This window comes from Levilactobacillus koreensis JCM 16448 (genome assembly GCF_001435525.1).
Classification (GTDB): Bacteria; Bacillota; Bacilli; order Lactobacillales; family Lactobacillaceae; genus Levilactobacillus; species Levilactobacillus koreensis.
The window spans coordinates 1-22,713 of the sequence record NZ_AZDP01000082.1 but is presented as its reverse complement, the minus strand read 5'-3'; the positions used below and the strand labels follow the sequence as shown (position 1 = coordinate 22,713).

General features: G+C 49.6%; 22 protein-coding genes. 12 read left to right on the top strand and 10 right to left on the bottom strand.

Annotated elements, in window-relative coordinates; all coding sequences use genetic code 11:
• Positions 1-278 precede the first annotated feature (278 nt).
• The 4 genes from FC99_RS07270 to FC99_RS07255 all read left to right on the top strand — a co-directional run bounded on the left by FC99_RS07270 (position 279) and on the right by FC99_RS07255 (position 4,654).
• On the top strand, positions 279-2,105 hold the full coding sequence (locus tag FC99_RS07270) for a bifunctional metallophosphatase/5'-nucleotidase (protein WP_053083549.1): 1,827 nt from the start codon (positions 279-281) through the stop codon (positions 2,103-2,105).
• Positions 2,106-2,641: 536 nt separating this feature from the next.
• Positions 2,642-3,940: a Y-family DNA polymerase gene (locus FC99_RS07265; RefSeq protein WP_048734302.1), complete on the top strand. Its 1,299-nt coding sequence runs from the start codon at positions 2,642-2,644 to the stop codon at positions 3,938-3,940.
• The gene (locus tag FC99_RS07260; RefSeq protein WP_048734305.1) at positions 3,933-4,241 is read left to right on the top strand and encodes a hypothetical protein; all 309 of its coding nucleotides are present in this window, start codon (positions 3,933-3,935) and stop codon (positions 4,239-4,241) included. Before FC99_RS07265 ends, FC99_RS07260 begins: the two co-directional genes overlap by 8 nt.
• A 14-nt stretch (positions 4,242-4,255) precedes the next feature.
• On the top strand, positions 4,256-4,654 hold the full coding sequence (locus tag FC99_RS07255; RefSeq protein ID WP_048734308.1) for a hypothetical protein: 399 nt from the start codon (positions 4,256-4,258) through the stop codon (positions 4,652-4,654).
• Positions 4,655-4,860: 206 nt separating this feature from the next.
• Here FC99_RS07255 and FC99_RS07250 read toward each other — a convergent pair whose 3' ends face one another.
• The 4 genes from FC99_RS07250 to FC99_RS07235 all read right to left on the bottom strand — a co-directional run bounded on the left by FC99_RS07250 (position 4,861) and on the right by FC99_RS07235 (position 10,135).
• A complete protein-coding gene (locus FC99_RS07250; RefSeq protein WP_048734311.1) occupies positions 4,861-5,967 on the bottom strand; it encodes a hypothetical protein in 1,107 nt (368 codons plus the stop codon).
• A gap of 322 nt (positions 5,968-6,289) precedes the next feature.
• The gene (locus tag FC99_RS07245; RefSeq protein ID WP_048734313.1) at positions 6,290-8,866 is read right to left on the bottom strand and encodes an ABC transporter permease; all 2,577 of its coding nucleotides are present in this window, start codon (positions 8,864-8,866) and stop codon (positions 6,290-6,292) included.
• A 9-nt stretch (positions 8,867-8,875) separates the two neighbouring features.
• Positions 8,876-9,577 carry an ABC transporter ATP-binding protein gene (locus FC99_RS07240; RefSeq protein ID WP_048734315.1) on the bottom strand — a complete coding sequence of 234 codons (702 nt, stop codon included), beginning with the start codon at positions 9,575-9,577 and terminating at the stop codon, positions 8,876-8,878.
• 159 nt (positions 9,578-9,736) lie between these two features.
• Positions 9,737-10,135 carry a DUF2255 family protein gene (locus FC99_RS07235; RefSeq protein WP_048734317.1) on the bottom strand — a complete coding sequence of 133 codons (399 nt, stop codon included), beginning with the start codon at positions 10,133-10,135 and terminating at the stop codon, positions 9,737-9,739.
• 316 nt (positions 10,136-10,451) lie between these two features.
• Here FC99_RS07235 and FC99_RS07230 point away from each other — a divergent pair, with 316 nt between their 5' ends.
• Together FC99_RS07230 and FC99_RS07225 are read left to right on the top strand one after the other, a co-directional pair.
• A complete protein-coding gene (locus tag FC99_RS07230; protein ID WP_048734320.1) occupies positions 10,452-12,107 on the top strand; it encodes an FAD-dependent oxidoreductase in 1,656 nt (551 codons plus the stop codon).
• 212 nt (positions 12,108-12,319) lie between these two features.
• The gene (locus tag FC99_RS07225; protein ID WP_048734323.1) at positions 12,320-13,165 is read left to right on the top strand and encodes an aldo/keto reductase family protein; all 846 of its coding nucleotides are present in this window, start codon (positions 12,320-12,322) and stop codon (positions 13,163-13,165) included.
• A 361-nt stretch (positions 13,166-13,526) separates the two neighbouring features.
• On the opposite strand, the gene FC99_RS07220 is transcribed toward FC99_RS07225, so the two are convergent.
• Positions 13,527-14,378, bottom strand: coding sequence for a LysR family transcriptional regulator (locus FC99_RS07220; protein WP_235805888.1), 852 nt, complete (start codon positions 14,376-14,378; stop codon positions 13,527-13,529).
• A 147-nt stretch (positions 14,379-14,525) separates the two neighbouring features.
• Here FC99_RS07220 and FC99_RS07215 point away from each other — a divergent pair, with 147 nt between their 5' ends.
• From FC99_RS07215 to FC99_RS07200, 4 genes are all read left to right on the top strand, one after another.
• The gene (locus FC99_RS07215; protein ID WP_048734328.1) at positions 14,526-14,903 is read left to right on the top strand and encodes a DUF2255 family protein; all 378 of its coding nucleotides are present in this window, start codon (positions 14,526-14,528) and stop codon (positions 14,901-14,903) included.
• Between the two features lie 20 nt (positions 14,904-14,923).
• Positions 14,924-15,259 carry a MerR family transcriptional regulator gene (locus FC99_RS07210; protein WP_048734330.1) on the top strand — a complete coding sequence of 112 codons (336 nt, stop codon included), beginning with the start codon at positions 14,924-14,926 and terminating at the stop codon, positions 15,257-15,259.
• A gap of 88 nt (positions 15,260-15,347) precedes the next feature.
• Positions 15,348-15,989 carry an NAD(P)H-binding protein gene (locus FC99_RS07205; protein WP_048734333.1) on the top strand — a complete coding sequence of 214 codons (642 nt, stop codon included), beginning with the start codon at positions 15,348-15,350 and terminating at the stop codon, positions 15,987-15,989.
• Between the two features lie 12 nt (positions 15,990-16,001).
• Positions 16,002-16,919 carry an amidohydrolase family protein gene (locus tag FC99_RS07200; RefSeq protein WP_048734335.1) on the top strand — a complete coding sequence of 306 codons (918 nt, stop codon included), beginning with the start codon at positions 16,002-16,004 and terminating at the stop codon, positions 16,917-16,919.
• On the opposite strand, the gene FC99_RS07195 is transcribed toward FC99_RS07200, so the two are convergent.
• The gene (locus FC99_RS07195; protein WP_048734339.1) at positions 16,916-17,197 is read right to left on the bottom strand and encodes a type II toxin-antitoxin system Phd/YefM family antitoxin; all 282 of its coding nucleotides are present in this window, start codon (positions 17,195-17,197) and stop codon (positions 16,916-16,918) included. The two genes, FC99_RS07200 and FC99_RS07195, sit on opposite strands and share 4 nt — an antisense overlap.
• Positions 17,198-17,293: 96 nt before the next feature.
• Here FC99_RS07195 and FC99_RS14170 point away from each other — a divergent pair, with 96 nt between their 5' ends.
• Together FC99_RS14170 and FC99_RS14165 are read left to right on the top strand one after the other, a co-directional pair.
• On the top strand, positions 17,294-17,500 hold the full coding sequence (locus FC99_RS14170; protein ID WP_235805884.1) for a maltose acetyltransferase domain-containing protein: 207 nt from the start codon (positions 17,294-17,296) through the stop codon (positions 17,498-17,500).
• A gap of 72 nt (positions 17,501-17,572) precedes the next feature.
• Positions 17,573-17,878, top strand: a complete 306-nt coding sequence (locus FC99_RS14165) for a DapH/DapD/GlmU-related protein (RefSeq protein ID WP_235805883.1) — start codon at positions 17,573-17,575, stop codon at positions 17,876-17,878.
• 641 nt (positions 17,879-18,519) lie between these two features.
• Here FC99_RS14165 and FC99_RS07185 read toward each other — a convergent pair.
• The 4 genes from FC99_RS07185 to FC99_RS07170 form a co-directional block, all read right to left on the bottom strand.
• Positions 18,520-18,789 carry a type II toxin-antitoxin system RelB/DinJ family antitoxin gene (locus FC99_RS07185; protein ID WP_048734342.1) on the bottom strand — a complete coding sequence of 90 codons (270 nt, stop codon included), beginning with the start codon at positions 18,787-18,789 and terminating at the stop codon, positions 18,520-18,522.
• Positions 18,790-18,857: 68 nt separating this feature from the next.
• A complete protein-coding gene (locus FC99_RS07180) occupies positions 18,858-20,588 on the bottom strand; it encodes a hypothetical protein (protein WP_048734344.1) in 1,731 nt (576 codons plus the stop codon).
• 237 nt (positions 20,589-20,825) lie between these two features.
• The gene (locus tag FC99_RS07175; RefSeq protein ID WP_048734348.1) at positions 20,826-21,359 is read right to left on the bottom strand and encodes a L,D-transpeptidase; all 534 of its coding nucleotides are present in this window, start codon (positions 21,357-21,359) and stop codon (positions 20,826-20,828) included.
• Between the two features lie 325 nt (positions 21,360-21,684).
• Positions 21,685-22,587, bottom strand: coding sequence for a helix-turn-helix domain-containing protein (locus tag FC99_RS07170; RefSeq protein WP_048734352.1), 903 nt, complete (start codon positions 22,585-22,587; stop codon positions 21,685-21,687).
• Between the last annotated feature and the right edge of the window lie 126 nt (positions 22,588-22,713).

Sequence of the window (22,713 nt, the reverse complement as noted above, 5' to 3'; positions counted from 1 at the left end):
CGCGTTTTTTTTTCGGTCAAAGTTGAGGGGAAGTGCGTAAATTGTGAAAGTAAAACGTTCAACCTGATATGTAATGGTTTGTGTGAAAGCCTGACTCCCAGTTCATTTATTGACTTGTCAAACACCCCCTGAATTAGTTTTTCACGGGCACTAACCCCACTAGTGGCCGCCTTGAAATGAACAGCGGATTTTAATCCTAAAAAGCGATTGCTTGTAACGGCTTTCATTGCTACTCTGGGATTGTGCATAATCTTATCTTCCAGGGAGGCATTTTAGTTATGGGGAAACATTATTGGCGTCATATACTTATGGGAACGGTCTTAGTTCCCGCACTAATCGCGGGTGGGGTTGATTTATCAGCCAATGCCAGCACGGCAAAGGTCACGACTAAGTCTGACAACTACACCATGCCAACGGAGCAACCGGGGTACAAGTCGATTCCAAAGAAGTACAAAACGGCCATTCCAGTGCAAGTGCTGGGGATCAATGACCTGCACGGGGGTCTGGAAACAACGGGTTCCGTAAATATTGGATCGAGTACCTATCAGGGCGTCGGGACGGTCAACCGGTTAGCGGCTGGATTGGACCAAGCGCAGCACCATTTCAAGGCGGTACAGCACTCGAACAACACGTTTAGAGTGGAAGCCGGCGACATGGTTGGCGCCTCGCCAGCCAACTCAACGCTGTTGGCGCACGAATCGACCATGCACACGCTGCGGGCGATGAAATTTCAGATCGGGACGTTGGGAAACCACGAGTTTGACCACGGTCTGGGTGAATTTAACCGCATCCTGACTGGTCAAAAGCCAGCTGCCACGGCGTCGCAATTGATTAAAGATTACCCGCATCAAAACTCTAATATTAAATTAGTTGTGGCCAATGTGGTTAAGAAGAGTAACAACAAGCGGCCTTATGGGTACAAGCCATACGTGATCAAGACGGTAAAGGCTCACGGTAAGACGGCTAAGGTTGGGTTTATCGGCATCGAAACGACCGATTTGCCAACGTTGACGTTACTCCAAAATTACCAAGATTATAAGATTTTGGATGAAGCCAAGACCATTAAGAAGTACGACCGCATCTTGAATAGGAAAGGTGTGAAGGCAGTCGTCGTCTTAGCCCACACCGGGGTTTCAACGTACGGTAAAAAAACTACTGGAACGGCCGTTGACATCTTGAAGAAGGTCAACCAGACTGATCCGAAGAACAATATTGGTCTGTACGTGGCGGGACATTCTCACCAGTATGCGAACGCCACGGTCGGTAAGACCCACGTCGTACAAGCCGTTTACACTGGGAAGGCCTACAACAACACGCAGGGATACATCAACCCGAAGACGGGTAAGTTTATGCGGCTTGTTTCACACGTTTACCCTGTTCTGCCAAAGACGTTAGCACCAAAGATCAAGGATAACGCTAAGGTTTCAGCGATCGTTGCCGATGCCGACAAGCGCGTTGCACCACAGGTTAACGCCGTAATCGGGAAGGCCGCAACTGCCGAAACCATTACGGGTCGTTTGAACAACTCGAAGACCATGGAAAATGCGGCCGGTGAATTGGTCGTGGACGGTCAACTTTACGAGGCCAACAAGGTCGGGAGCAAGGCTGACTTTGCGATGACTAACAACGGTGGGGTCCGTTCAGACCTGGTGGTTCAACCCGACAAGTCCATCACTTGGGGTGCTGCCACGGCCGTTCAACCATTTGGGAACATCCTGCAAGTCGTTTCCATGACTGGTCAACAGATCAAAGACGCGCTGAACCAACAGTACGACCAGAAGCAACAGTACTATCTGCAGATTTCTGGCTTGAAGTACACCTATGCCGACAATCCAGCCGGTGGGGCCGATACGCCTTACAAGGTTGAACAGATTACCAAGGCTAACGGTGATCCAGTCGAAATGGATGCCACTTACAATGTGGTCATCAATGACTTCCTGCATGGCGGTGGGGATGACTTCGCAGCCTTCAAGGACACCAAGATCGTTTCTTCAATTGGGACGGATACCGATACGTTCGTCAACTACATCAAGGATATGACGGCCGCCGGGACACCCGTTCAAGCACCAAAATTGGATCGAAAAGTCTACTTGGGTGCCAACTAAGCTTAAAATTTTCTCCTCTAAATTAAACGAAAAACCTGGGCTAACATGGCTCAGGTTTTTTCTATATGGTCAGTTTCAGGGCTGAACCGTCAAAATATGTAAGTTGTAAAATTGTAACAAATTAAGTTACCTGTAACCTCAATGATTCCAGCTAAAATCAGGTATAAAAGACAAAACCAGCTCGACCGCGTTTAAGTGACGGTCGGGCTGATTTTGATGTTCTAAGTTGAGGAAGCTAGTTGACTAGGGCTAACTTCACAAGTACATTCTAACACGTAATGTGGTTAAAAGCGAACCTAATCGTTTTGTTACGTTAGGTGTTTACCTAATGAACAACGTGTGATATCAATCAATACCCAAGGGGAAGTTAGTTTAAAGAGTGACGGGTTTTATCTGTTAGTTAAAAAACAGAAATAACGGCAAAAAGGGAGACTGAAGTGACCGATTGCCGCATAAAAAAATTAATTAAAAATTGTCTTGCAATCTCGAACAAGTGTTCGTATAATATAAACAACAGCTGAAAGGGGGTCGTCACAATGGATTATCGTCAGGAACCGCATGGACTATTTTTCATGATCGATAACAAATCGTTTTATGCCAGCGTGGAGAGTGTGACACGGGGGTTGAACCCGCTGAAGTCAGTCATCGTTGTCATGTCTGAGGCCGATAACACCGGGAGTGGCTTAGTGTTGGCAGCGTCACCAATGGCAAAAAAACTATTTGGCATCAGCAACGTGTCGCGGCAATACGAAGTGCCGGATGACCCCCGAATCTTAGTCGTTCCACCGCGGATGAACCATTATATTAAAATGAATTTGGCAGTCAATCGCATTTTTCGTCAGTTTGTGGCAGACGCGGACTGTTTTCCGTATTCGATTGATGAATCGATCTTAGATATGACGTACTCTTGGCGGTTGTTTGGGGAGACCCCAGAAGCCGTTGCGCGGACGATTCAACTGCGGATTCGTCACGAATTAGGGCTCTACACGACGGTCGGGATTGGTGAAAATCCGGTGCAAGCAAAGCTGGCGTTAGATCTACAGGCCAAGCATGATCACGAATTGATTGGTCGGCTGACCTATGAGACATTTCCGGAAAAGATTTGGCCAATTACCAAGTTGGAGAAGGTCTGGAGCATTGGTCATCGGACGGCCGCTCATTTACAGCGGTTAGGGATTCACAACATGGGAGATCTTGCCAAGATCAATCCTTACGAGTTGCATCAAGAGATGGGGATCATTGGCGATCAGTTATTTGCGTTGGCCTGGGGAATCGACCGGAGTCAGTTACACCAGTTACGGCCCGCGAAGGAAAAGAGTTGGAGCAATTCACAAGTGTTACCGCGAAACTATAGTGTTCAAAGTGAGATTGAATTGGTCATTCGTGAGATCGGTCAGCAAGTCACATCACGGATGCGGCATCATCGCCAACAGGCGGCATGTGTCAGTTTGGGCATCGGATTTGCTTGGGATGGCAAATCTGGAGATGGTCGTAGCGGGATGAATCACACGCGACGTATTGACCCGACCGATAATGGCCAGACGATTGTTGCAACGTTGCTTGCGCTGTTTCGTGAGCATTGGGATGGCCAACCCGTCCGTAATATTGGGGTGGGACTGTCACGATTAAGTGCGAGTCGTCAATTACAACTAGATTTATTTCAGGATCCGCAGCGGCAGATTAAAAATGACCAGTTTGATCGGGTCATCGATAAGTTACGGGATCAGTTTGGTAAGACAGCTATCATTCCGGCCAGCAGTTTAATGCCTGGTGGGACGATGCTCCGGCGGGCGGCCCTAGTTGGTGGACACAATGGGGGGAATAGTTTTGATTGATTGTGAGCAGGAGGCCAAGCTGATTGGAAGTCGGCTGCAGGAACACTTTACGCCGCAGTGGCACTGTCAGTACCGCATCGACGTGGTCAACAATCAGTATGGAGCAGAATTTAATTTCTTTTTGGATATTCGACGACGAAATCATCGCGAACGGTCGATTCCCTTACACAGCCTGCAGACGACGGACTTGACGGTGTTGGAACAAGTCATCAACGGGGTACGGCAACAGACGGAGTTGACGTTAAACTTCGTTGATTTTGGTCACGTCCGCTGGCCAGAAAGTCAACGGTGGATTCGGTAAGGACGTGAGAGGCGATGCACTTAAAACGACTACCAGATGACAAGACAGCTACGGCCTTTTTTCAGCACGATTATCAAGATCGCGGGATGCTGAAGTGGGGCGGTTTCTATTTATCTGACCATACCAGTGCGCTAGCTAAGATGCATGCGGCAGAACAAATAGAAGCGCCATTGCCGGAACAAGACATCGCTGAAGTTAGTCAGAAGTTAGCGCGGGCTTGGCACGCCCAACAGCCGGTGCATCTCCAGCTAAATGTGATGGATGATGATCAAGTCCTCAAGCTGGTTGATGGCATTGTTTGCGGTATCAATGACGATCGAATCGTTTTGCGACTGGCGTCCGGGCGCTATCGTCGCTTACAGTTGGGGGAGATTCGGTGTGTGCAATCGTCAAGTTTGGGCCTAAAACGTTAGCAAGGGGAACGTTCCTACCGCACGACCGGTATTCGCGTTCCCCTTGTTGGAGATTGAGTTATGGTGTGTTTCTCAGGCGGGTTCTAGCTCGCCTCGGGGCAAGTATAACATTGTGCTGGTCAATTGAGCAGTTTTTCGATAGTGAAAGTTGGTTTAAAAAAGACGCCAACCCGTAGTTTAACGGGGATGGCGTCTGATGAAAAATCCTAGAAATTGTTGCTAGTCGTTTGCATGAGTTCGGCGCCCTTGTTAACGAGCAGGTAGCCAGCACCGTTAGCGGTGAACTGGATCCCTTCGAATTCACGTTGACCATTGAGGTTCGTGGCTTCGACTTGACTAGGCTTCAACTTACCCAGCTTGGAAACGGGGACGGAAGAGATACTACTGTCGGAGACGAAGTATAACCGATTGCGTTTCTGGTTGTAGGCCATGGACTGAGGCTTTGTTCCTGGACGATAACGCAGTCCTTGCATGACTAGGTGGAACTTAACGGACTTACTGTTGATCTTTCCCTTGTAGATCTTAACGGCGCCCTTAGGTGACCAACCACCATTAGAGTAAGTGAAGAAGTAGGCGTTGCCGTTCTTATCAAATGTCAGGTTAGAACCCATGGTGACCGTGCTCTTCAAGGTGAAGTTGATTTTCTTAACGGGTTTCAGAGAGGTTTTAGAAACCTGTTGTACGTTAGTTGCGGCTTTAACGGGCTTACCAATGAACCAGAGCTGACCATTCTTGGGGTTCATCGCCAGTGATTGACCGTGACCGGTGTTGAAGGTTGGTCCGATTTTAACGTTGGCCATGATAGCCCTGTCAGTACTAGTCATCTTGCCAACGGAATGGTCATACGTTGCTCGGCGCAAGGCGTCCATGTGGTTCGTGCTGATGCCAAATTTGCTCCGCAGTGCGCCGAGGTTATAACGAACGATCCAGCCACGAGTGCTTTGACTGCTGGTTGTAATCAGTTCGTAGAGCGTGTTGCCGTCCTTAGAAAGGACTTCACTTTGAGGGTTGCCCCAGTCGGCGGATCTGTTGTAAGTGACGGGCAGGAAGACGTTGGATTTAAACGTAACCTTTTTCCCCTTGGTGCTACTGATACTTGTGGGTGCGGTTTGGAAAATGTAGCTGTAGCTTTGCTTGAAGGCGTAACGTGGAACAAACATGTTCTTGTTCTTAACGGTCTTGTACTTGTTTACGTTGTAGTTGGCTAATGCGCTCCCATGTTGTGTATACGTTTTGGCCTGAGCCAATGTGGTAGTTCCCCCGACAAACAGGGCAGCTGCGGCTAAAGCCGTGAATAATGCTGCTTTTCTCATGATGAATGATTCCCCTCCGAAATATGTCATTTGAAACGGGTTACATAACTATTTAACCACAAATTAGTCATTGTGGTGCATTTAATTTCAATAAGAGTAACTTAGTCGCAACAATGGCGAACAAAAAGAGAGTGGGACGAAAGGCGGTTAGTCAATGAGCATTAACGTCGATAGACGAATAATCCTGGTCTTGGATTGTTTGGCTATCGGGGTTAAGCGGAGTTGACTGCCTTTTGGCGCACGTTTCCGCTATATGCGTTCGAAGCGTAAAACGGGTCTAGGAATTTTGTCCCAGACCCCTTTTTTTAGCCTGAATACGGGGTTAATCGACCGATTGCAGGGCATCAAGCATGTTAATATGTTTCAGCTTACGGTGCATGAAGAACATGACGAAGAGGCTAAATGCCAGGGTCAAGGCGGCCGCATAGACGTAGCTGAGGGGATGGATTCCCGGTGAGAACATGAGGTTATTGGTTTCGGCCGTTTGGAGAATATAGGTGTGCAGCCAATCCCCGAAGAAGCAACCGACAACGATTCCCATGACGGTCAGAATCAAGTTTTCACGGAAGATATACATGGTGACCTCGCCGTCATAGAAACCGAGAACCTTGATCGTCGACAATTCCCGAATTCGTTCGGAAACGTTGATGTTGGTCAGGTTGTAGAGGACGACGAGCGCCAAAGCACCGGCCGCAATGACGAAGATCAAGACAACGAGATTCATACTATCTAGCATCTGGAAGCTAGTTTTCTTCTGGGTACTGAGAAGAGTCACGTTCAACATGCCCGTGTGTTTGAGCAGGTTATTGGCAAAGGTGTTCTCTTTCTTTTGATGGTGCGCGTTGAACTGGACCAGGTTCCCGTTGTAGACCGGATGCTGGTCAAATAACTGTTGGTAATAGGCCGGTGAGAGGTAGATGAAATGTTCCATGTAGTTCTCGGCGATGGCTGCGACCCGGACGTTTTGCGCGGTGCGGTTGCCCAATTTGATAGGAAGCTGGTCGCCGACCTTCACGTGGTAAAGCTTGGCGAGCTTCTCGTCGATAATCGCCCCGTGATTGCTCAGTTGATAGGCCCGGTGAGTCTGCCGGTCACGCAGGACGACGAATTTCTTCAACTGTTGGGGATGTTGAGGAACACTCAGGGTGGCGGTTTGGACGGCAACCCCGGACTTTTCCACGGTGACCTGAGCTTGCTTGAGCACGAGGTCGTTGTGGTAGAGCTTTTCCGAGTGAAGGGCCTGCCGCTGCTTGGCAGTCTGTGAGCCGTTACGCACGACAATCGCGTCGTAATGCCAGAGTTGATTGAATTGCTTGAGGCTGATATCGCCAATAGAATCCTTCAGGCCAAAGCCGGTGATCATCATCGCCATACAGCCGGCAATGCCTAACACCGTCATCAACAGGCGTTGTTTGTAGCGAAAGAGGTTCCGGAGGGTCACCTTGTGATTGAAGTTTAGCCGGTTCCAAAGGCCGTGCCAATGCTCCAACCACAGTGTTTTGCCGGCTTTGGGGGCCTTGGGCAGCATCAGAGTCGCTGGCGAGCTACGCAGGTCGACCCGTAAAACGATGAGGGCACTGCCCATGGTGCAGAGGAGTGCAATGACCAGTGCAATCAGAATATCCGTCCAGATATACTGCGCAGAGATCGGTGGCAAGTTATACATCGTTCCGTAGGCCTGTGCGATGAATCGAGGAAAGAAATTGACGCCAAATCCCACGCCGACTAAGGTGCCGAGCAGACTGGCTAGCCCGCCGTAGAGTAAAAATTCGCTCCCAATAACGGTGTTGCTGTACCCTAGGGCTTTCAACGTTCCCATCTGAATACGGAGTTCGGCCACCATCCGGGTCATGGTCGTCAAACAGATCAACGCGGCGATGGCGATAAAGAAGAGCGGAAAGACCGTAGACAGGGCCACGACCCGTTGTGTGTTCTCGTGATATTCGCTGTAACCGGGATTAGCGGCACGACTGGTGTACAGGTAAGTCGGCTGACTAATCGCGTTAATCCTTGCTTGGGCCTGCTTGATTTGGGCTTGGGCCTTTTGAAGAATGGGAGAATTGACTGGCAATTGTTGGGCCAACTGCTGAACTTTGGCGGCTTGAGGGACCAGTTGAGCCTTAGCCTGTTTTTGTAACTGAGCTTGGCGTTTGGCCGCTTGTGGTTTCAACCAACGCTTGAGTTTAGCAGTGTTGGCGCGATTGATTCGGTTATATTTGGCCGTGTAAGGGGTCACGTGTCGCAGGTTTTTAAAGCCAACATCGATTCTGCTGGCGACCGTGGCGGTCAGTGTCCCGGGCTTGACCAGTGCAAAGTAATCCAGCGTGCCCTTACCCACATTGGTCACCCCACGGTCGGTCGTTTCCACGTAGCGGGGAGAATTGACGAAGCCAACGATTTTAAAGCTCCGCCGTTTGAATTGCCGGTTGAGTTGGCTCGTCGTGTCGATACGATAGGTGGTGCCTAACTTGAGCTTGGGTTGGCCCGTGCGTGCCTGCTGGTCTAAAACAATTTCGTTAGCCTTGCGGGGAAGACGACCACTGACGAGCGCAACGCGGTTCAATTTTTGTGTCGTTGGGAGTTCGGCGACCCGGACAACCTGATTATTGTTTAACTGATTAATGTCTAAGTAATTGACGGCTTGATAGGTAAGTTGACTACGATGTTGGTGTAAAACAGCGAGGTCGCTCTTGGTCAAGCCGGCCGTGGATTGAACGCTGTTGGTTGCTAATTTCTGTTGCGCATAGTAGTCGGTTGCGGCCTGTGACATGTCGGGACCCGTTGCACGAATCCCGGTGTAAAAGGCCACGCCGAGAAAAATAATCAACATGATCGAGAAAAAACGGGCCTTGGAGTGACCAATTTCACGAAAAAGAACTTTCCAAAATGAATTTGTCATGAGGGCCACCTACCATTCAATTTCAGCGATTGGCGTGGGTTGCGGATTCTGTTGAATCGATTGGACCCGGGCATCGTTGATGTGGATAATCTGGTCGCCCATCTTGGCAATCGCCCCGTTGTGGGTCACGATGATGACGGTCATATTGGTTTGTCTTGCGCCGTCTTGAATAACCTGGAGAACCTGTTTTCCCGTTTGGTAATCCAGTGCGCCAGTGGGTTCGTCGCATAAAAGCAGTTTGGGATTCTTCGCGATGGCTCTGGCGATGGCGACCCGTTGCTGTTCCCCGCCAGAAAGTTGGGCCGGAAAGTTGCCAGCACGTTGGTCTAAGCCGACTAAGGCTAACGTTTCGTCAACGTCGCGAGCGTCGCTGGTAATTTGCGAGGCCAGTTCCACATTTTCCTTGGCGGTCAGATTGGGAACGAGGTTGTAAAATTGGAAGACGAAGCCGACATCTTGTCGCCGGTACGTGGTCAGCTGCTTGGCGTTGAGTTGCGCGATGTCCTTGCCATCAATCAAGACCTGACCGCTAGTGGGACTGTCCATGCCGCCAAGGATATTAAGCAGGGTGGATTTTCCGGCACCGCTGGGACCGAGAATCGTGACCACCTGACCCTGCTCGACACTAAAAGAAATATCGTGATTGGCGGTTGTCTCTTGATCACCCTGAACGAACTTACGGGTTTCGTTTTTAACTTCGATGTAAGCCATATATGTATGCTCCTGTTCTATGGTGGGGCGATTCAGTCAACCCCCAGTATATATTACGTTAATTGTAGACGGCCAGACCAGGAAACACAACGGAAACCGGTTACAGGACGATAGAAAAAAACTAGCAACGCCGAATTGACGTGCTAGTCTTGAGTGGAATTAAGCTTGGTCGGCAGGTAAGACGTGAAGCGTTGCCGTGGTGGGACCGGCCGATGTCATCTTTGGTAAGGAACGTTGACCATCGTACTTCGCGCGGTACGCAGCGGTAATTTTGGCATCTAATTCCGGTGTCCGGTCGGCGGGCTCAAAGCGAGCGGCGAAGTCGTGGTCACCCACGCTGATTTCACCGGCGGATTGAGCGACGGCGGCCATGTACCAGTTCGTCTGTTGGCCGTTCCAGCCACGGGAGTAAACATTGCCGTCCACGACGACTTCCCAAACCGGTGATTCTTCTTCAAAGGTTGCCATGTCTGTTTGGTATGGCTTCATTGTTAATGTCTTGTTGTTTAAAAATAGGTCTAATTGTTCTGGTGTCCATTGTGTTAGGGTTTGATCCATGATGAAGTCCTCCATTTACGGGTTCTCAACGGTCAGTATGTGCGGGTGATTAATAAATTCTAACTATCACTTACGATTTGTAAGTATATTCCTAATGATTATGAAGAAATATACCCATTATGACTAATCTGCTAGTTAATATCTGAATATTAGGCCGTTCCAGATGGTGTAAAAGTCTCCCGATGCCCGTTGCACCAGTGGTTACCGTCTGTTCTACAGTGGTAAGTTGAAACTGAGAAAATAATGGCGTTAAACGGGTAAAAGTTGGTATACTGACGGTATAAATACCCATGGGGGCATATAGGAGGACGTGAAAATGAAAATCATCATTATTGGTGGCGTTGCTGGCGGAATGTCGGCCGCGACCCGGTTACGTCGGCTGGATGAGCAAGCCGAGATTACTGTCTACGAAAAGGGACCCTACGTGTCGTTTGCGAACTGTGGTCTGCCGTTTCATCTTTCCGGTGAAATTGCCGACCGCGACGATTTGATCGTCCAGAGTGCGACCAAACTACGGCAACGGTTTAACTTGAACGTTCAGCCCAACCACGAAGTCCTCGCCATCCACCCGGCGGAGAAGACGGTGGCGGTCCGTCATGCGGGGAAAGTCCAGATCGACCATTACGACCGGTTGATTTTAGCGCCGGGGTCACGGCCAATCGCTCCTGATTTACCGGGTTTGGCCGCAGCTAAGTCAGTTTTTACCCTACATACGATTCCTGACCTCGACCGAATCATGGCGACGGTCAATGAAGCAACGACTAAGCGCGTGTTATTGGTTGGCGGTGGCTTCATTGGTTTGGAAGTTGCTGAAAGCCTGCGACAGCGCGGATTGGCCGTGACCATCGTTGAACGGGCGGGCCACTTGTTGCCGCCGCTGGACGACGAGATGGCGGCAATGGTTCAAAACGAGCTAATCCGTAATGGCGTTCATATTTTGACCAATCAAGCGGTTAAGTCGTTCACGAATGACGGCCATGTAGCGGTGTTGGACGATGGGACGCGACTTGCTGCCGACCTGACCATTTTAGCGGTTGGCGTGCGGCCAGCCAGTGAATTGGCCAAGGCGGCTGGCCTGAAGTTAGGCTGGCACGAGGGTATCGTGGTCGACAACCATTACCAGACCAGTGACCCGAATATTTATGCGGTTGGGGATGCCATTTTGGTTAAGCAACAGTTGACCGGTCACGCCACACTGATTCCGCTGGCGTCACCGGCCAACCGTCAAGGACGCCAGGTCGCCGATAATGTGATGGGAATTGCGCACCCTAACCGTGGTAGTTTGGGTACCGCCATTGTCCGGGCGTTCGGATTAACGGCGGCAATGACGGGTCTCAGTGAACAGCAAGTTCGCCAAGACCAACTGGCCTATCAGGTCGTTCACGTTCGGGGTCAGAACCACGCCAGCTATTTCCCAAATGGGACGCCGATGACTCTCAAGCTGATATTTGACCCACAAAACGGGAAAATTTATGGGGCACAAGGTGTCGGTGCTCAGGGTGTCGACAAACGAATCGACGTGTTAGCGACCGCTATCAAGGGTGGGTTAACGATCGATGACCTGCCGGAATTGGAATTGACCTACGCACCACCGTTTGGGTCGGCCAAGGATCCCGTAAACATGCTGGGTTACGCGGCGGAGAATCTGGCGGCGGGTCTCAGTAAATCCATTCAGTGGCACGAGTTACCAGCGACATTAGCAGCGGGCAAACAGCTGCTGGACGTGCGCAATCCCGACGAGTTACGGGATGATGGCCACTTTCCAGATAGCCTAAACCTTCCACTGGACCAATTGCGGGAGCGACTGAATGAGCTAGACCCACAGCAACCGTACGTGGTCAGCTGTTTTAGCGGTCAACGTAGCTACATCGCCGAGCGAATCCTACGGCAAAGGGGCTTTGACGTCGTAAATTTGGATGGGGCTTTTGCCCTCTACAGAGAAGTCCGTCCACAAGATTTAATTAAAGACTAAGGTAATAGCATCCCAAGAAAACTGGGGTGCCTTTTTAGGGTCGTCAGACTGTGTAATGGGTGAAGCGGCCGGACTCCTTGGCAATCGGAGTGGGGGATTTCCGCCAATTAACCACTCAAAATTTTTAGTCAAAAAATCAACTTATCCTCTTGCCTTCGTCCTACACGAAGGTATTATACTCAGACTCATGAGCACTTAAGGAGGATGAACACATGCCAACAATTACAGAGACGTTTGACTTAAATAACGGATTGAAAATGCCTAAGGTTGGATTTGGGACCTGGCAGACGCGCCCTGGTAAGGAAACTTACGACGCCGTCAGCAATGCCTTGAAGGCGGGCTACCATTTCATCGATACCGCTAAGGCATATCAAAACGAACAGAGTGTCGGTGAAGCCATTGCCGCTAGCGACGTTGCTCGCGAAGATATCTTTGTGCAGACGAAGTTGCCCGCTGAATCAAAGACTTACGATGAAGCAATGGCTGACTTTGATAGCAGTTTAACTGCACTGGACTTGGACTACGTTGATTCCTACATCATCCACGCGCCGTGGCCTTGGGCACAAATGGGGTCCAACCATGATGCCGAAAACCGCGACGTTTGGCGGGCTATGCAAGATATTTACAAGAGTGGCCGGGCCAAGGCGGTTGGGGTGTCCAACTTCAACTCGCATGACCTGGAAAACCTGTTGACTTGGGATGGTCTCACGGTGACGCCCGCCGTTGACCAGATTCAGTACTACGTGGGCCATACGCAAGATTCCATCGTGAAAACGGCCGAAGCCAACAAAATCTTGGTTCAGGCCTACTCACCACTGGCAACCGGTGGCTTGGTCGACAGCCCTGAGCTGGAACGGGTCGCTGGCAACTATGGCGTTTCCATTCCCCAGTTGGCCTTGCGCTTCGTGATTCAAAATGGCGTTGCCCCACTCCCTAAGGCGCGGGCAATGGCCCATGTCGAAGCCAATGCCCAACTCGATTTTGAAATCAACGACAAGGACATGGCGTTCTTGAACCGCTTGAGTGACGCTAACGGTTGGCATCCAGTCGGAGATTAGAAAATAAATACTGGCATTAATGATACGAATTTTCAATATTAAGAACAAGATTTAGTAACGAAAACAATTTGAACTTACTGATATGACCTATCAGAAAGCCGCCCAACCGATACTCCCCCGTTTCGGTTGGGCGGCTTTGCGTTCTGAATGGTGAGCGGTCTTTGAAGATAATTAGTGGCAAGCTAAGGATGATCTATATGAGTAAAGCTGGCGCCAAGGGTGACCGAATTTGAGCTGGTAGCCGTTACCACCAAGGCTTCAGCAGAGTAGAGTAGACGGGCGATTGTTACCCGGAGATACGAAAAGGCCTGGACAATTTTCCAGGCCTTTTGTGACTTCAAATTTATTTTGACGCACGCTTTTAATTTTCAGTTGGCGTTAATTCTGCGCGAATCTGTTCCAAGAGGGCTTGCGCGGCGACTGATAGGCGTTGACCTTTCAGCCAGACTAGGCTTGAGCCAGACGAGGTTCGCGGTTCAAGCGGCACGAAGGCCAAGTCGGATTGATTGGTGTTGATGATGCCATCCAGCCCTAACGCGTTACCGACGCCGGCTGAGACCAGTAGCGACGCATTGTATAGCAGGTTGTAAGTCGCCGTGACGTCCAAGTCAGCCCATTCGAGGCCAAAGAGGTCATGAATCCGCTGACTGCCGCCCTGCTGTGGCAAGATGAGCTTGGTGTGCGCGACATCCTCGAGGCTTACCGTGGCCTGTTGCGCTAACGGTGAGCGGCTCTGGACCAACAGTCCCCAGCGACTCTCACCCGGTAAGCGTAAGAAATCGTAGTCGGTCTTATCGGTGGGTTCCATGACGACCCCAAAGTCGAAGACGCCTGAACTCAGCTGCTGGTGGATCTCGCTGGCGTCCGTGCTGACAAGGTTGATTTGAACGTGGGGATGCGCCTGATTCAAGTGACCAATGGCCTGTGCTACGGTCAACATGCTACGCGCTTCGGCACTCCCGACGAAGACGGCGCCGCTGATATCCTGTTCTTGGTGGATATTGGCCATCGTTTTATCGGTTAAGGACAGAATCTGTTTGGCCTGGTTGGCAAAGTAGTCGCCGGCAGCCGTGAGTTGAATGGTCCGATTGCCCCGTTCAAAGAGCACAGTCCCCAGTTCGGCCTCCAGTTCCTGCAACTGACGGGATACGGTGGGTTGTGAGACGTGGAGGCGGGCCGCAGCCTTACTAATATTTTTTTCCTGAACGACCATCAAAAAGTAACGTAATACGCGAAGTTCCGTCGTCACCATCTCCTATAGCTAATTTGTATACCATTTGATTTAATCTAAGCATTCGACATATCAAAAGTCAAGCCATAAGATGGGACTTGTAGACAACAGCAGAAAGGAAGGGGTCACATGGAAAAGTGGACAGTGCAACGTCTCCAGGCCTTCGCCGCGGCCGATGACCTGCGCATCTCACCATTTTACAGCGACGGCAAGACTTACGGCACGCCGACCTGGATCTGGTCCGTGGTCGTCGGTGACCACTTATACGTTCGTGCTTGGAACGGTCAGTGTTCATCGTGGTATCAGTCGGCGGTCAGCCAGCGCGCCGGGCGAATCTACCTAGACGGTTGTAACTTTGAGGTGAGGTTTAGCCCGATTCAAGGAGATGTGGAATTGACCACTAAGATTGACGCTGCCTATCGCCAAAAATATGGGTCCAGCGCTTACGTCCAACCCATGCTCCAGGCAGGACCACAGTCGGCGACCGTCGAAATTTTACCAGCATAGAAAGGCGAGGGGGAATCCAAATGAAAATCAATGAGGCCGCAAAGCAGCTCCAAACCAGTGCGTGGACACTGCGCTATTACGAACAGGTCGGGATTATGGCGCCGGTCGCGAGAATCAGTGGCATGCGCGATTACACGGCCGCGGATATTGCCCAGATCAAGAGCATCTTGGACCTACGTGACTGTGGCGTGACGATTGAGGAGATCAAGCAGTTACAGGCGGAAAACTCAGTTGCGGGCCAACGTCAGATTTTGACTATGCAGGCTACGGAATTACGTACCCAAATTGATCAGCTGCAGGATTCCCTCGAACGCCTAGAAACAAAGATTACCCGGTTACCGGCGTACATTGATTAATTGAACGGGTAGTGAGCTTATATGTAAATTAGTCAAAATGGCTGGCGAGCAGCAGTCATGACTTAAACAAACTGGAGGAAGTTTTAAAATGACTAAAATTATGATTCTCGGTGCCCATGGCGCTATGGCCCGCATCTTAACGGACCGTCTATTAAACGAAACGACGGACACCCTGACCTTATTTCTGCGGGATGCCGCACGGTTGAGCCAATACGACGATAATGACCGGGTTACTTTGGTCGATGGTGACGTGCGTGACACGGTGGCAGTTGTTAAGGCAATGGCTGACGCAGATATTGTGTACGCCAACTTGGGCGGTCAGGACCTCGATGTCCAGACACAGAGCGTGGTCGATGCCATGCACCAAACGGGCAAGCAACGGTTCCTTTACATCAGCTCACTCGGCGCCCAGAATGAGGTTGGCGGTAAATTTGGCGAGTGGAATGAAGGGATGATTGGGGCTTATTTACCAGCTTTCCGGAGAACGGCGGACCTGGTTGCCAAGTCCGGGTTGACGTACACTGAAATTCGACCGGCTTGGTTGACGAACAATGACGAGGTCGACTACGAAACGTTGACGGTGGCCGAGGGCTTCAAGGGGACCGAGGTTTCTCGTCGGAGCGTTGCGGATTTTGCCTTCAACGTGATTCAGGCGCCCGACACGTTCCAGAATGCGAGTGTTGGTTTGGCCAAGGCTGGGACTGCTGGCGACCAGCCCAGCTGGTTCTAAGGGGGCAATGCGATGACAGTTATTGACGTCTTTGCGCACGTGTTGCCGCCGACATTCTTAGCCCGGATGAACGCGATTCACCCGGATATCTTGGCGAAGTTTCCGTATATGAAAAATCAGCTGTTAACGGACGTGGCGCAACACCGCGCATCGTTAACGGCTGATCATCAACAGATTATTTCAGCGGTCAATTTGAATCCCGAAGATTTTGTCGACCCTGAGCAGGCGGCCGAACTCTGCCGGGCCGCTAACGATGAAATTGCGACCACCGTGCGCGCCAACCGCGATATTTTCCCAGCTGGTGTGGCGATGTTACCTATGAGCAACGTACCCGCCGCGTTAAAGATCATCGACGAACAGGTTGCCGGCAGTGATGCGTTGGTCGGGGTCCAGCTCTTCACGCAGGCCATGAGGGAACCCATCACGGCTCCGGCATACGAACCGATTTTTGCCAGGATGGCGGCAATCAACGCGCCCATCTGGCTCCACCCCGTGTTTGACATGCGTAAGCCGGATAATAATCTGACCTTTAGCTGGGAATACGAGCTGACCCAGGCCATGTACGGCATTGTGGCGGCCCGCTATTTCCGCAAGTATCCGGGATTAAAGGTCATCGTCCACCATGCTGGGGCGATGGTGCCGTACTTTAGTCAACGCATCAAGTATATTCAAACCGCGGAAGACTACGCGGACTTTCAGAAATTTTACGTGGATACGGCCATTTTAGGAAATCCGTTGGCCTTAGATCTCGCCGCCGATTTCTTTGGTAGCGACCACGTGTTATTTGGGACTGACGCGCCATTCGGCATTCCACCAGTGGGTCCGACGGCAGTGATCGAACAAGCCGTAAATGAGATGACGGTCACGGCGAAGCAGAAGCAGGCTATTTTTAGCGGTAACTGGCAACGGTTGTTGGCGAGCCTAGGCTAATTCTGAGCGTGTAAGTGAGCTGATTCTGCTGAGGTTAAGGTGTGCATTTGGCCGCGGTCGGCTTGGGCTAGGGATTGTTTTAAGTCTTGGTGATTGGCTTCGGTGCTCAGTAGGCGAATTGTTTCTTGCCAGGAGTTGAATTCGGCTTCGCTCATGATGACGACGTTCTTGTTGTCTGGTTTGCGGACAATGATGTGGTCGTTATGGGCAACGATGTTATCGGTTAGCGCGGTCAGGTTTTTCTGCGCGTTATTGAGATCAGTGGTAAATACTGACATGACGGTCTTCCTTTCAATTTTGAACTATCTGTTCGCAGTATAGCATGACTGGCGGGAAGTGGCCGAAAATAGCGATAAAGGAGCGTGTCAAAGCAAATGATGACGGAACACGAAAAATTATTGGCGGGTCAGAATTATGATTACCGGGACCCGGAGCTGCAAAGGATGATTGCGCGGGGTAAAAAGTGGCTAGCGGTGATCAATACTACTCAGGACGTTGATCAACGTTCCGCAGCGATTCAGCAGTTATTTGGCCAGGTCGGTCAGCGTTTGACCATTAATGGAACGTTTAGCGCTGTTTAAGGTGTCCACATTGAGGTCGGTGACGATGTCTTTATCAACGGGAATTGTACCTTTCAGGACGCCAACCGAATTATGCTGGGTAACCGCGTCATCATTGCACCGGATGTGAAATTATACTGTGGCGCACACTCACTGGACGCGACGCAACGGTTTGGTACACGGCCGGATGGCAGTCGTTATCTGATTACGACGACCAAACCAATCTCCATTGGGGATGACGTCTGGATTGGCGGCAACGTGACCATCATTGGCGGCGTCCACATTGGGAGTAACGTGGTCGTTGGTGCTGGCGCGGTCGTGACCAAGGATGTTCCGGATAACACGGTCGTTGCGGGTGTGCCGGCACGTGTTATCAAGTCGTTGGTACCGTTAGACTAAGCGGAGGTGGCTATGATGGACTCAAAACAAGCAGTGCCACTCTTTCGGCTGTTCAAGCTACGAAGACCACGTGTCTCCAAAGTCGCCTGTGCTGTAAGCTGGTTGCATCTGTCCTCCTCTAGATCAGATTGTGTTCTATCACAACAACGGTCAGAAAACGTGGAACTTTCAACCTTTGGGGTTAAATCTGTAATTAGTGGGGCATCACCTGAGTTGAATGGGTGGTGCCTTTTTGACGAAACAAAAAAGGCCTTTCCCAGGTAAAGAGAAGGCCTTTTCTAAAACTATTGTAAGTGCAACGAAAGATTCTTTAAAGCATTTTTTCAACTACTTTTTTTAAAAAGATGAGTTGCTCATTTGGTATGGTGATATTTAGAGCTTCAGCGTTACGAGCGAACATATCGTATCCTAATATCTGTGTAAGAATGATACTAGAAGGTTTTTTTGCCAAGATTGGTAAGAGATATCGACTAACTCGTTGTTTTGATGTGATTGGAAATACAATAGACATTCCCTCTTGATTGTACTAGTTGTTTGAAACAACAACTACAGGTCGACGAATATTTCCAGTGTAGATGTTATGGCTACCTTCCTCATGTCCTGCGTGAGGTTCACAGTCGACCCAGTAGAGATGACCCTGCTTAATTGGTGTTCTCTTTACCATAATTTCTCCCGTCGTCAGTTAGTCCAATACTTTTGTTAAAGTCTGCAATATCTTGAGGGTTATCATTCCAAATGTCAGGAAATTCCGGTCCTGTTGGCGTAAATGGAAGTTTATTGGTTTTACTAATTTCCACTAAAAACATATTAACAGCTGTACTCAAATCAAGGCCCATTCCGGAAGCAACCTTAGCAGCTTTGCTTTTGACATTCTTGTTTAAGCGAATAGTTAACGTTGTATCTTTAGACATAGCTATCACCTCACAAGTGATTGTAACACATTATGTGTGCAGAGTACCTAGATTAAAGGTTGTGGAGATTATTTAAACGATTCATTCGAAAATGACTGAACAGCCCCAGTCTTGGCCTCTTTATTTACATTGGCGGTCAATTTAACCTTATCGCCAGACTCTAAGAGGGCGGCCTTCGGGTAGTCGCCGGTGCCGACTGACCAGAGTACGTCATTGTCCTTTAAGGCAAAGAGAACACTTTGGGTACTCCCGTTAGGAACGATGGCGACCCGCGAAACGGTCCCGCTAGCCTTGGTCAGCTTCGTTGCCGTTGAACTAGCCGTGGAACCAGCCGCTGCGAGTTGGACTCGGTATTGATCGAGGGCTTGTGCAGCCGTTGTCGCGTAGGCCTTAACACTTTGGTCGGCAGCCTTGATGTAGGCGTAACTCCGGAAGGCCCCGGTGGAGTCGAGCAGGGAAACGACCCAGGTCGGCGTGCCATCGATGTTGTACATGATTGGCATGGTTGCTGACCATTTCTGCGCGACGTATTCCTTTTCGGCAATTTTCTTGGCACCATCACTGTCCATGACCCCAATGTTCTTACCAGTATAGTAGGTCAGGGTTCCCGTTCGTGCGTTGATCATGGAGTAACCCATGGTCGAATCGGCGCTGGTCTTGGGTGACGTGAAGTCGTTAAAGTAGGAGATGTTGCCATGCTTGTCGGCGACCGGTGTGACGCCATCTTCGGTCCCGTTACTATTAGGCAACTTAACGCCGGTCTTGTTGAAGTAGGCGTTGAAGAAGCCGTTGCCGTAACGGCCGAAGATCTCGTTCATTTCAGCGGCGGTCGATGAGGCGATGGATTCATTGATAAACGCCGGTGCGCCGGCGGCTGTGTAAAGCTTGGTGACCCCGGTCTTGGCGTTCAGCACAACCACGTGTAGGCTACGATAATTGATTCGTTTGGAGACACCGCGGGCCTTGTAGACGGTTTGGATGAAGTAAGGTTCGCCTTGGTCGTTAACTTCCAACTGCGGCTGGCCTTCTTGGACCCAACTAGGGAAGCGGTTATAAATGACCCGCTGGGCGTCGTCAAAGAGATAGGCGCTTGGTGTGTATTTCATGGATTGCTTGACGAAATGGGGCTCCGCATTGACGTTTGTGGCATCGATGATGAAATAACCAGGGGTGTTCCGGGCCCGTTGCCAACGCCAGAAGCCATCGAATTCGACGGGGGCAATATAAACGGTCTTGCCCTTAACGACCTGCGTTTGGAGTGCGCCTAATTTGTAATAAGACGTGTTCGGCACGGTACTCATCGCCTTATTCATCTTGTTCCGAACGGTTTCCGGAGCGATGGCGATAGGCGTTGCGGACTTGTCCAACAGTGGAGCGGTCTTGACCGTTTTGACCTTTAAGGAGTCAAAGACGGCCTTGACGCCGAACCGGGTCTGCAGCGAGCCAAAGAGACCGAGGACGACTAGAATAGCCAGCACCCAGGCCGCAATTTTTGAGCCAAAGTTTAGGCGCGGCAAGTTGAAATTGAATGGTGAATTCGACTTGCGTTCGACTTCGACCTTGGCTTTGGGACTGCTAATGACCAGTAGTGGAAGGTAGCAGACACCGTAGATCAGGTTCATTGTGATCAGACTGTAAAGGGCCTTACTGGGCAGACTGATGAAGTCGATAAACAACGCCACTACATAGAAAATGACGTAAGTGCCGACCAGTAATTGCCAGCGATTGGGTCGCTGGATGCAAGCTAGGATGGTCATTCCCAGTGCAGTTAGGGTTCCGAATAGCGCGACTAAAAGCATAAGTTTACTAAACTCCTTTATGTAAAAAAACAGCGACGACTATGTGGGCGACTAGTGAGCTGGTGTCCGGCCATGCTTCAACTAGTCAGCGTCTGGTTAGAAACGGTTGCTTTCTCTAGTTTACCCTAGTTAGGCATGGGGGGATAGGGGAACACGACAAATGACTAAACGTGATGATGACGATAAGTAAAAACGAGATTCCCGGCAGGAACCTCGTTCTATATGCGAAATTAATATTTAGTGAATCTTGACGATCATGCCGTAAGGGACGTGGCTGTAAATCCAATGGGCATCGGCAACACTTAGGCGCACACAACCATGACTAGCACGCTTGCCTAGTTTATGGGCTTCACTAACGATGTATTTGCCCTTAGCGTTAACGGGAACGGAATGGAAAAGGTAAGCGCCGGAACCCTTGAAAGAGGTCCAATAGTAGGCGCCTTCCTTGACCGTAGCGTTGTAGAAATGCTTGCCGCGATTTTGAATGTGGAAGGTTCCCTTGGGAGTTGGCGCGCCTTTGATTCCGGTCGAGCAGACCATGGTGTAGAGGGATTTCTTGCCGTTCATGAGATAGACGCGCTGTTTAGCAACGGATACTTTTACGTAAGCACGTTTGTATTTCTTTAAGTTGGGATAGGCTTTCTTTTGTGAAGGGCGCTTCCAGGTGGCGGTCGCGTTGGCTGTGATGGTGGTGGGGATGGTCATTGCCAAACCACCGGCGAGTCCCAGAATGATGAGTAATGATGCCAGATAGATTTTTACAATTTTCAAGTGGGTCTTCCTCCTTGTGTTCTAATTTCCATTTTAGCATTGTCCGGTGAGCTTGAATTAGAAGTTAAAAGGCGTGGTAACAAAGACAACAAAAAAAGGACCGGTGCCTACGCAACGCCAGTCCACCTTAACTTCAAATTTAACCCTTAAACATAAAGATTCCCCGGACAATTTCCGCGCCAATCAGAATCAACATGAACGACCAGGTGGCTAGCGTTGCGATGCTCCCCATTTGAAAGACCTCCTTGTGACCGTTTCAACTACTTATATTGTAAGGCGAAGGCTGATATGAAGCAATAGGAACCGCTTACAATGATAGCTATTTCTACTGCTTTTTGTCTTGATTTAAAACATATGTAATTCGCTCAGGTGTGGGGACTTCTGGATCAAAACTTGGGGTGTTCACGAACTTACGATTGAATGCATGTCGATAGCGGCTGGGAGTTAGTCCAGTTCGTTTTTTGAATGCCCGTGAAAAGTTTTTAGAATCCTTGAAATAAACTTCTTGTGAAATTTGGTAGATAGTATCTTCTGTTGCAGTCAATAATTGCTTAGCCTTATCTATCTTTCTGTCTATCACATACTGATATAGTGAAACATGGCATTGCTGTTTGAAGCGACGGTTGAGATAAATAGAGTTGAAATTAAAGGTACGAGCGATATCTTCAGAATTGGTAATACTTTCGAGATGGCCATCAATCCATACCTTAACGTTGTCTACGATGCTGGTGTTTTCGGTGAGAAGGTGTTGTTGTTTGTTGTAGTCTTGGCCCATCATTAGTAGAAGTTCAAGCACAGCGGCGTCTAAAGGATATCCTTGTGTGTCGCGAGCGAGGTCTAGAATCTGATAGGCTAGAATAAGTAGGTGGTCTGGTTCGTTCATTTTAAATTGACGAGGAATTTTTACGGTGTAGTAAGGATTAGCCGTCTGGGTATCAGCGGAAACTTGGGGAAAGAAATGAATCCAAATGTAGCGAGTACCAATTGGAGAATTATGGTAACCGACCATGTGTTGATAAGGGGGAACTAAGAAGCATTGACCTTGTTCTACGGTATACATGACGTCTTCAATTTTCAAAAAGATTTTACCTTGTAGAACAAGAATAACTTCCCAATTTCCCTGTTGGTACATGGGTTTGTGACGCCATAAGTTTGAAACTTCGAATAGTCCACAGACGAAAAACAAAGGTGGCTGTTCTAAATTAAATGTAACGTTAGGTTCTGGCATATGTAGTTTTCCTCCTAAGTTTATTTTAACCACTTTTTCTATTATTTACACCGTTTCATCATTATTTTTACGCAAATTGCAAGAACAAGTTAGTCACTAGAGCCAAATACTAATACCAAAGGATTC

Coding starts and splice junctions, on each gene's coding strand:
- FC99_RS07270 (WP_053083549.1), top strand. CDS start 279: ATGGGGAAACATTATTGGCGTCATATACTTATGGGAACGGTCTTAGTT.
- FC99_RS07265 (WP_048734302.1), top strand. CDS start 2,642: ATGGATTATCGTCAGGAACCGCATGGACTATTTTTCATGATCGATAAC.
- FC99_RS07255 (WP_048734308.1), top strand. CDS start 4,256: ATGCACTTAAAACGACTACCAGATGACAAGACAGCTACGGCCTTTTTT.
- FC99_RS07250 (WP_048734311.1), bottom strand. CDS start 5,967: ATGAGAAAAGCAGCATTATTCACGGCTTTAGCCGCAGCTGCCCTGTTT.
- FC99_RS07245 (WP_048734313.1), bottom strand. CDS start 8,866: ATGACAAATTCATTTTGGAAAGTTCTTTTTCGTGAAATTGGTCACTCC.
- FC99_RS07240 (WP_048734315.1), bottom strand. CDS start 9,577: ATGGCTTACATCGAAGTTAAAAACGAAACCCGTAAGTTCGTTCAGGGT.
- FC99_RS07235 (WP_048734317.1), bottom strand. CDS start 10,135: ATGGATCAAACCCTAACACAATGGACACCAGAACAATTAGACCTATTT.
- FC99_RS07230 (WP_048734320.1), top strand. CDS start 10,452: ATGAAAATCATCATTATTGGTGGCGTTGCTGGCGGAATGTCGGCCGCG.
- FC99_RS07225 (WP_048734323.1), top strand. CDS start 12,320: ATGCCAACAATTACAGAGACGTTTGACTTAAATAACGGATTGAAAATG.
- FC99_RS07220 (WP_235805888.1), bottom strand. CDS start 14,378: ATGGTCGTTCAGGAAAAAAATATTAGTAAGGCTGCGGCCCGCCTCCAC.
- FC99_RS07215 (WP_048734328.1), top strand. CDS start 14,526: ATGGAAAAGTGGACAGTGCAACGTCTCCAGGCCTTCGCCGCGGCCGAT.
- FC99_RS07210 (WP_048734330.1), top strand. CDS start 14,924: ATGAAAATCAATGAGGCCGCAAAGCAGCTCCAAACCAGTGCGTGGACA.
- FC99_RS07205 (WP_048734333.1), top strand. CDS start 15,348: ATGACTAAAATTATGATTCTCGGTGCCCATGGCGCTATGGCCCGCATC.
- FC99_RS07200 (WP_048734335.1), top strand. CDS start 16,002: ATGACAGTTATTGACGTCTTTGCGCACGTGTTGCCGCCGACATTCTTA.
- FC99_RS07195 (WP_048734339.1), bottom strand. CDS start 17,197: ATGTCAGTATTTACCACTGATCTCAATAACGCGCAGAAAAACCTGACC.
- FC99_RS14170 (WP_235805884.1), top strand. CDS start 17,294: ATGATGACGGAACACGAAAAATTATTGGCGGGTCAGAATTATGATTAC.
- FC99_RS14165 (WP_235805883.1), top strand. CDS start 17,573: ATGCTGGGTAACCGCGTCATCATTGCACCGGATGTGAAATTATACTGT.
- FC99_RS07185 (WP_048734342.1), bottom strand. CDS start 18,789: ATGTCTAAAGATACAACGTTAACTATTCGCTTAAACAAGAATGTCAAA.
- FC99_RS07180 (WP_048734344.1), bottom strand. CDS start 20,588: ATGCTTTTAGTCGCGCTATTCGGAACCCTAACTGCACTGGGAATGACC.
- FC99_RS07170 (WP_048734352.1), bottom strand. CDS start 22,587: ATGCCAGAACCTAACGTTACATTTAATTTAGAACAGCCACCTTTGTTT.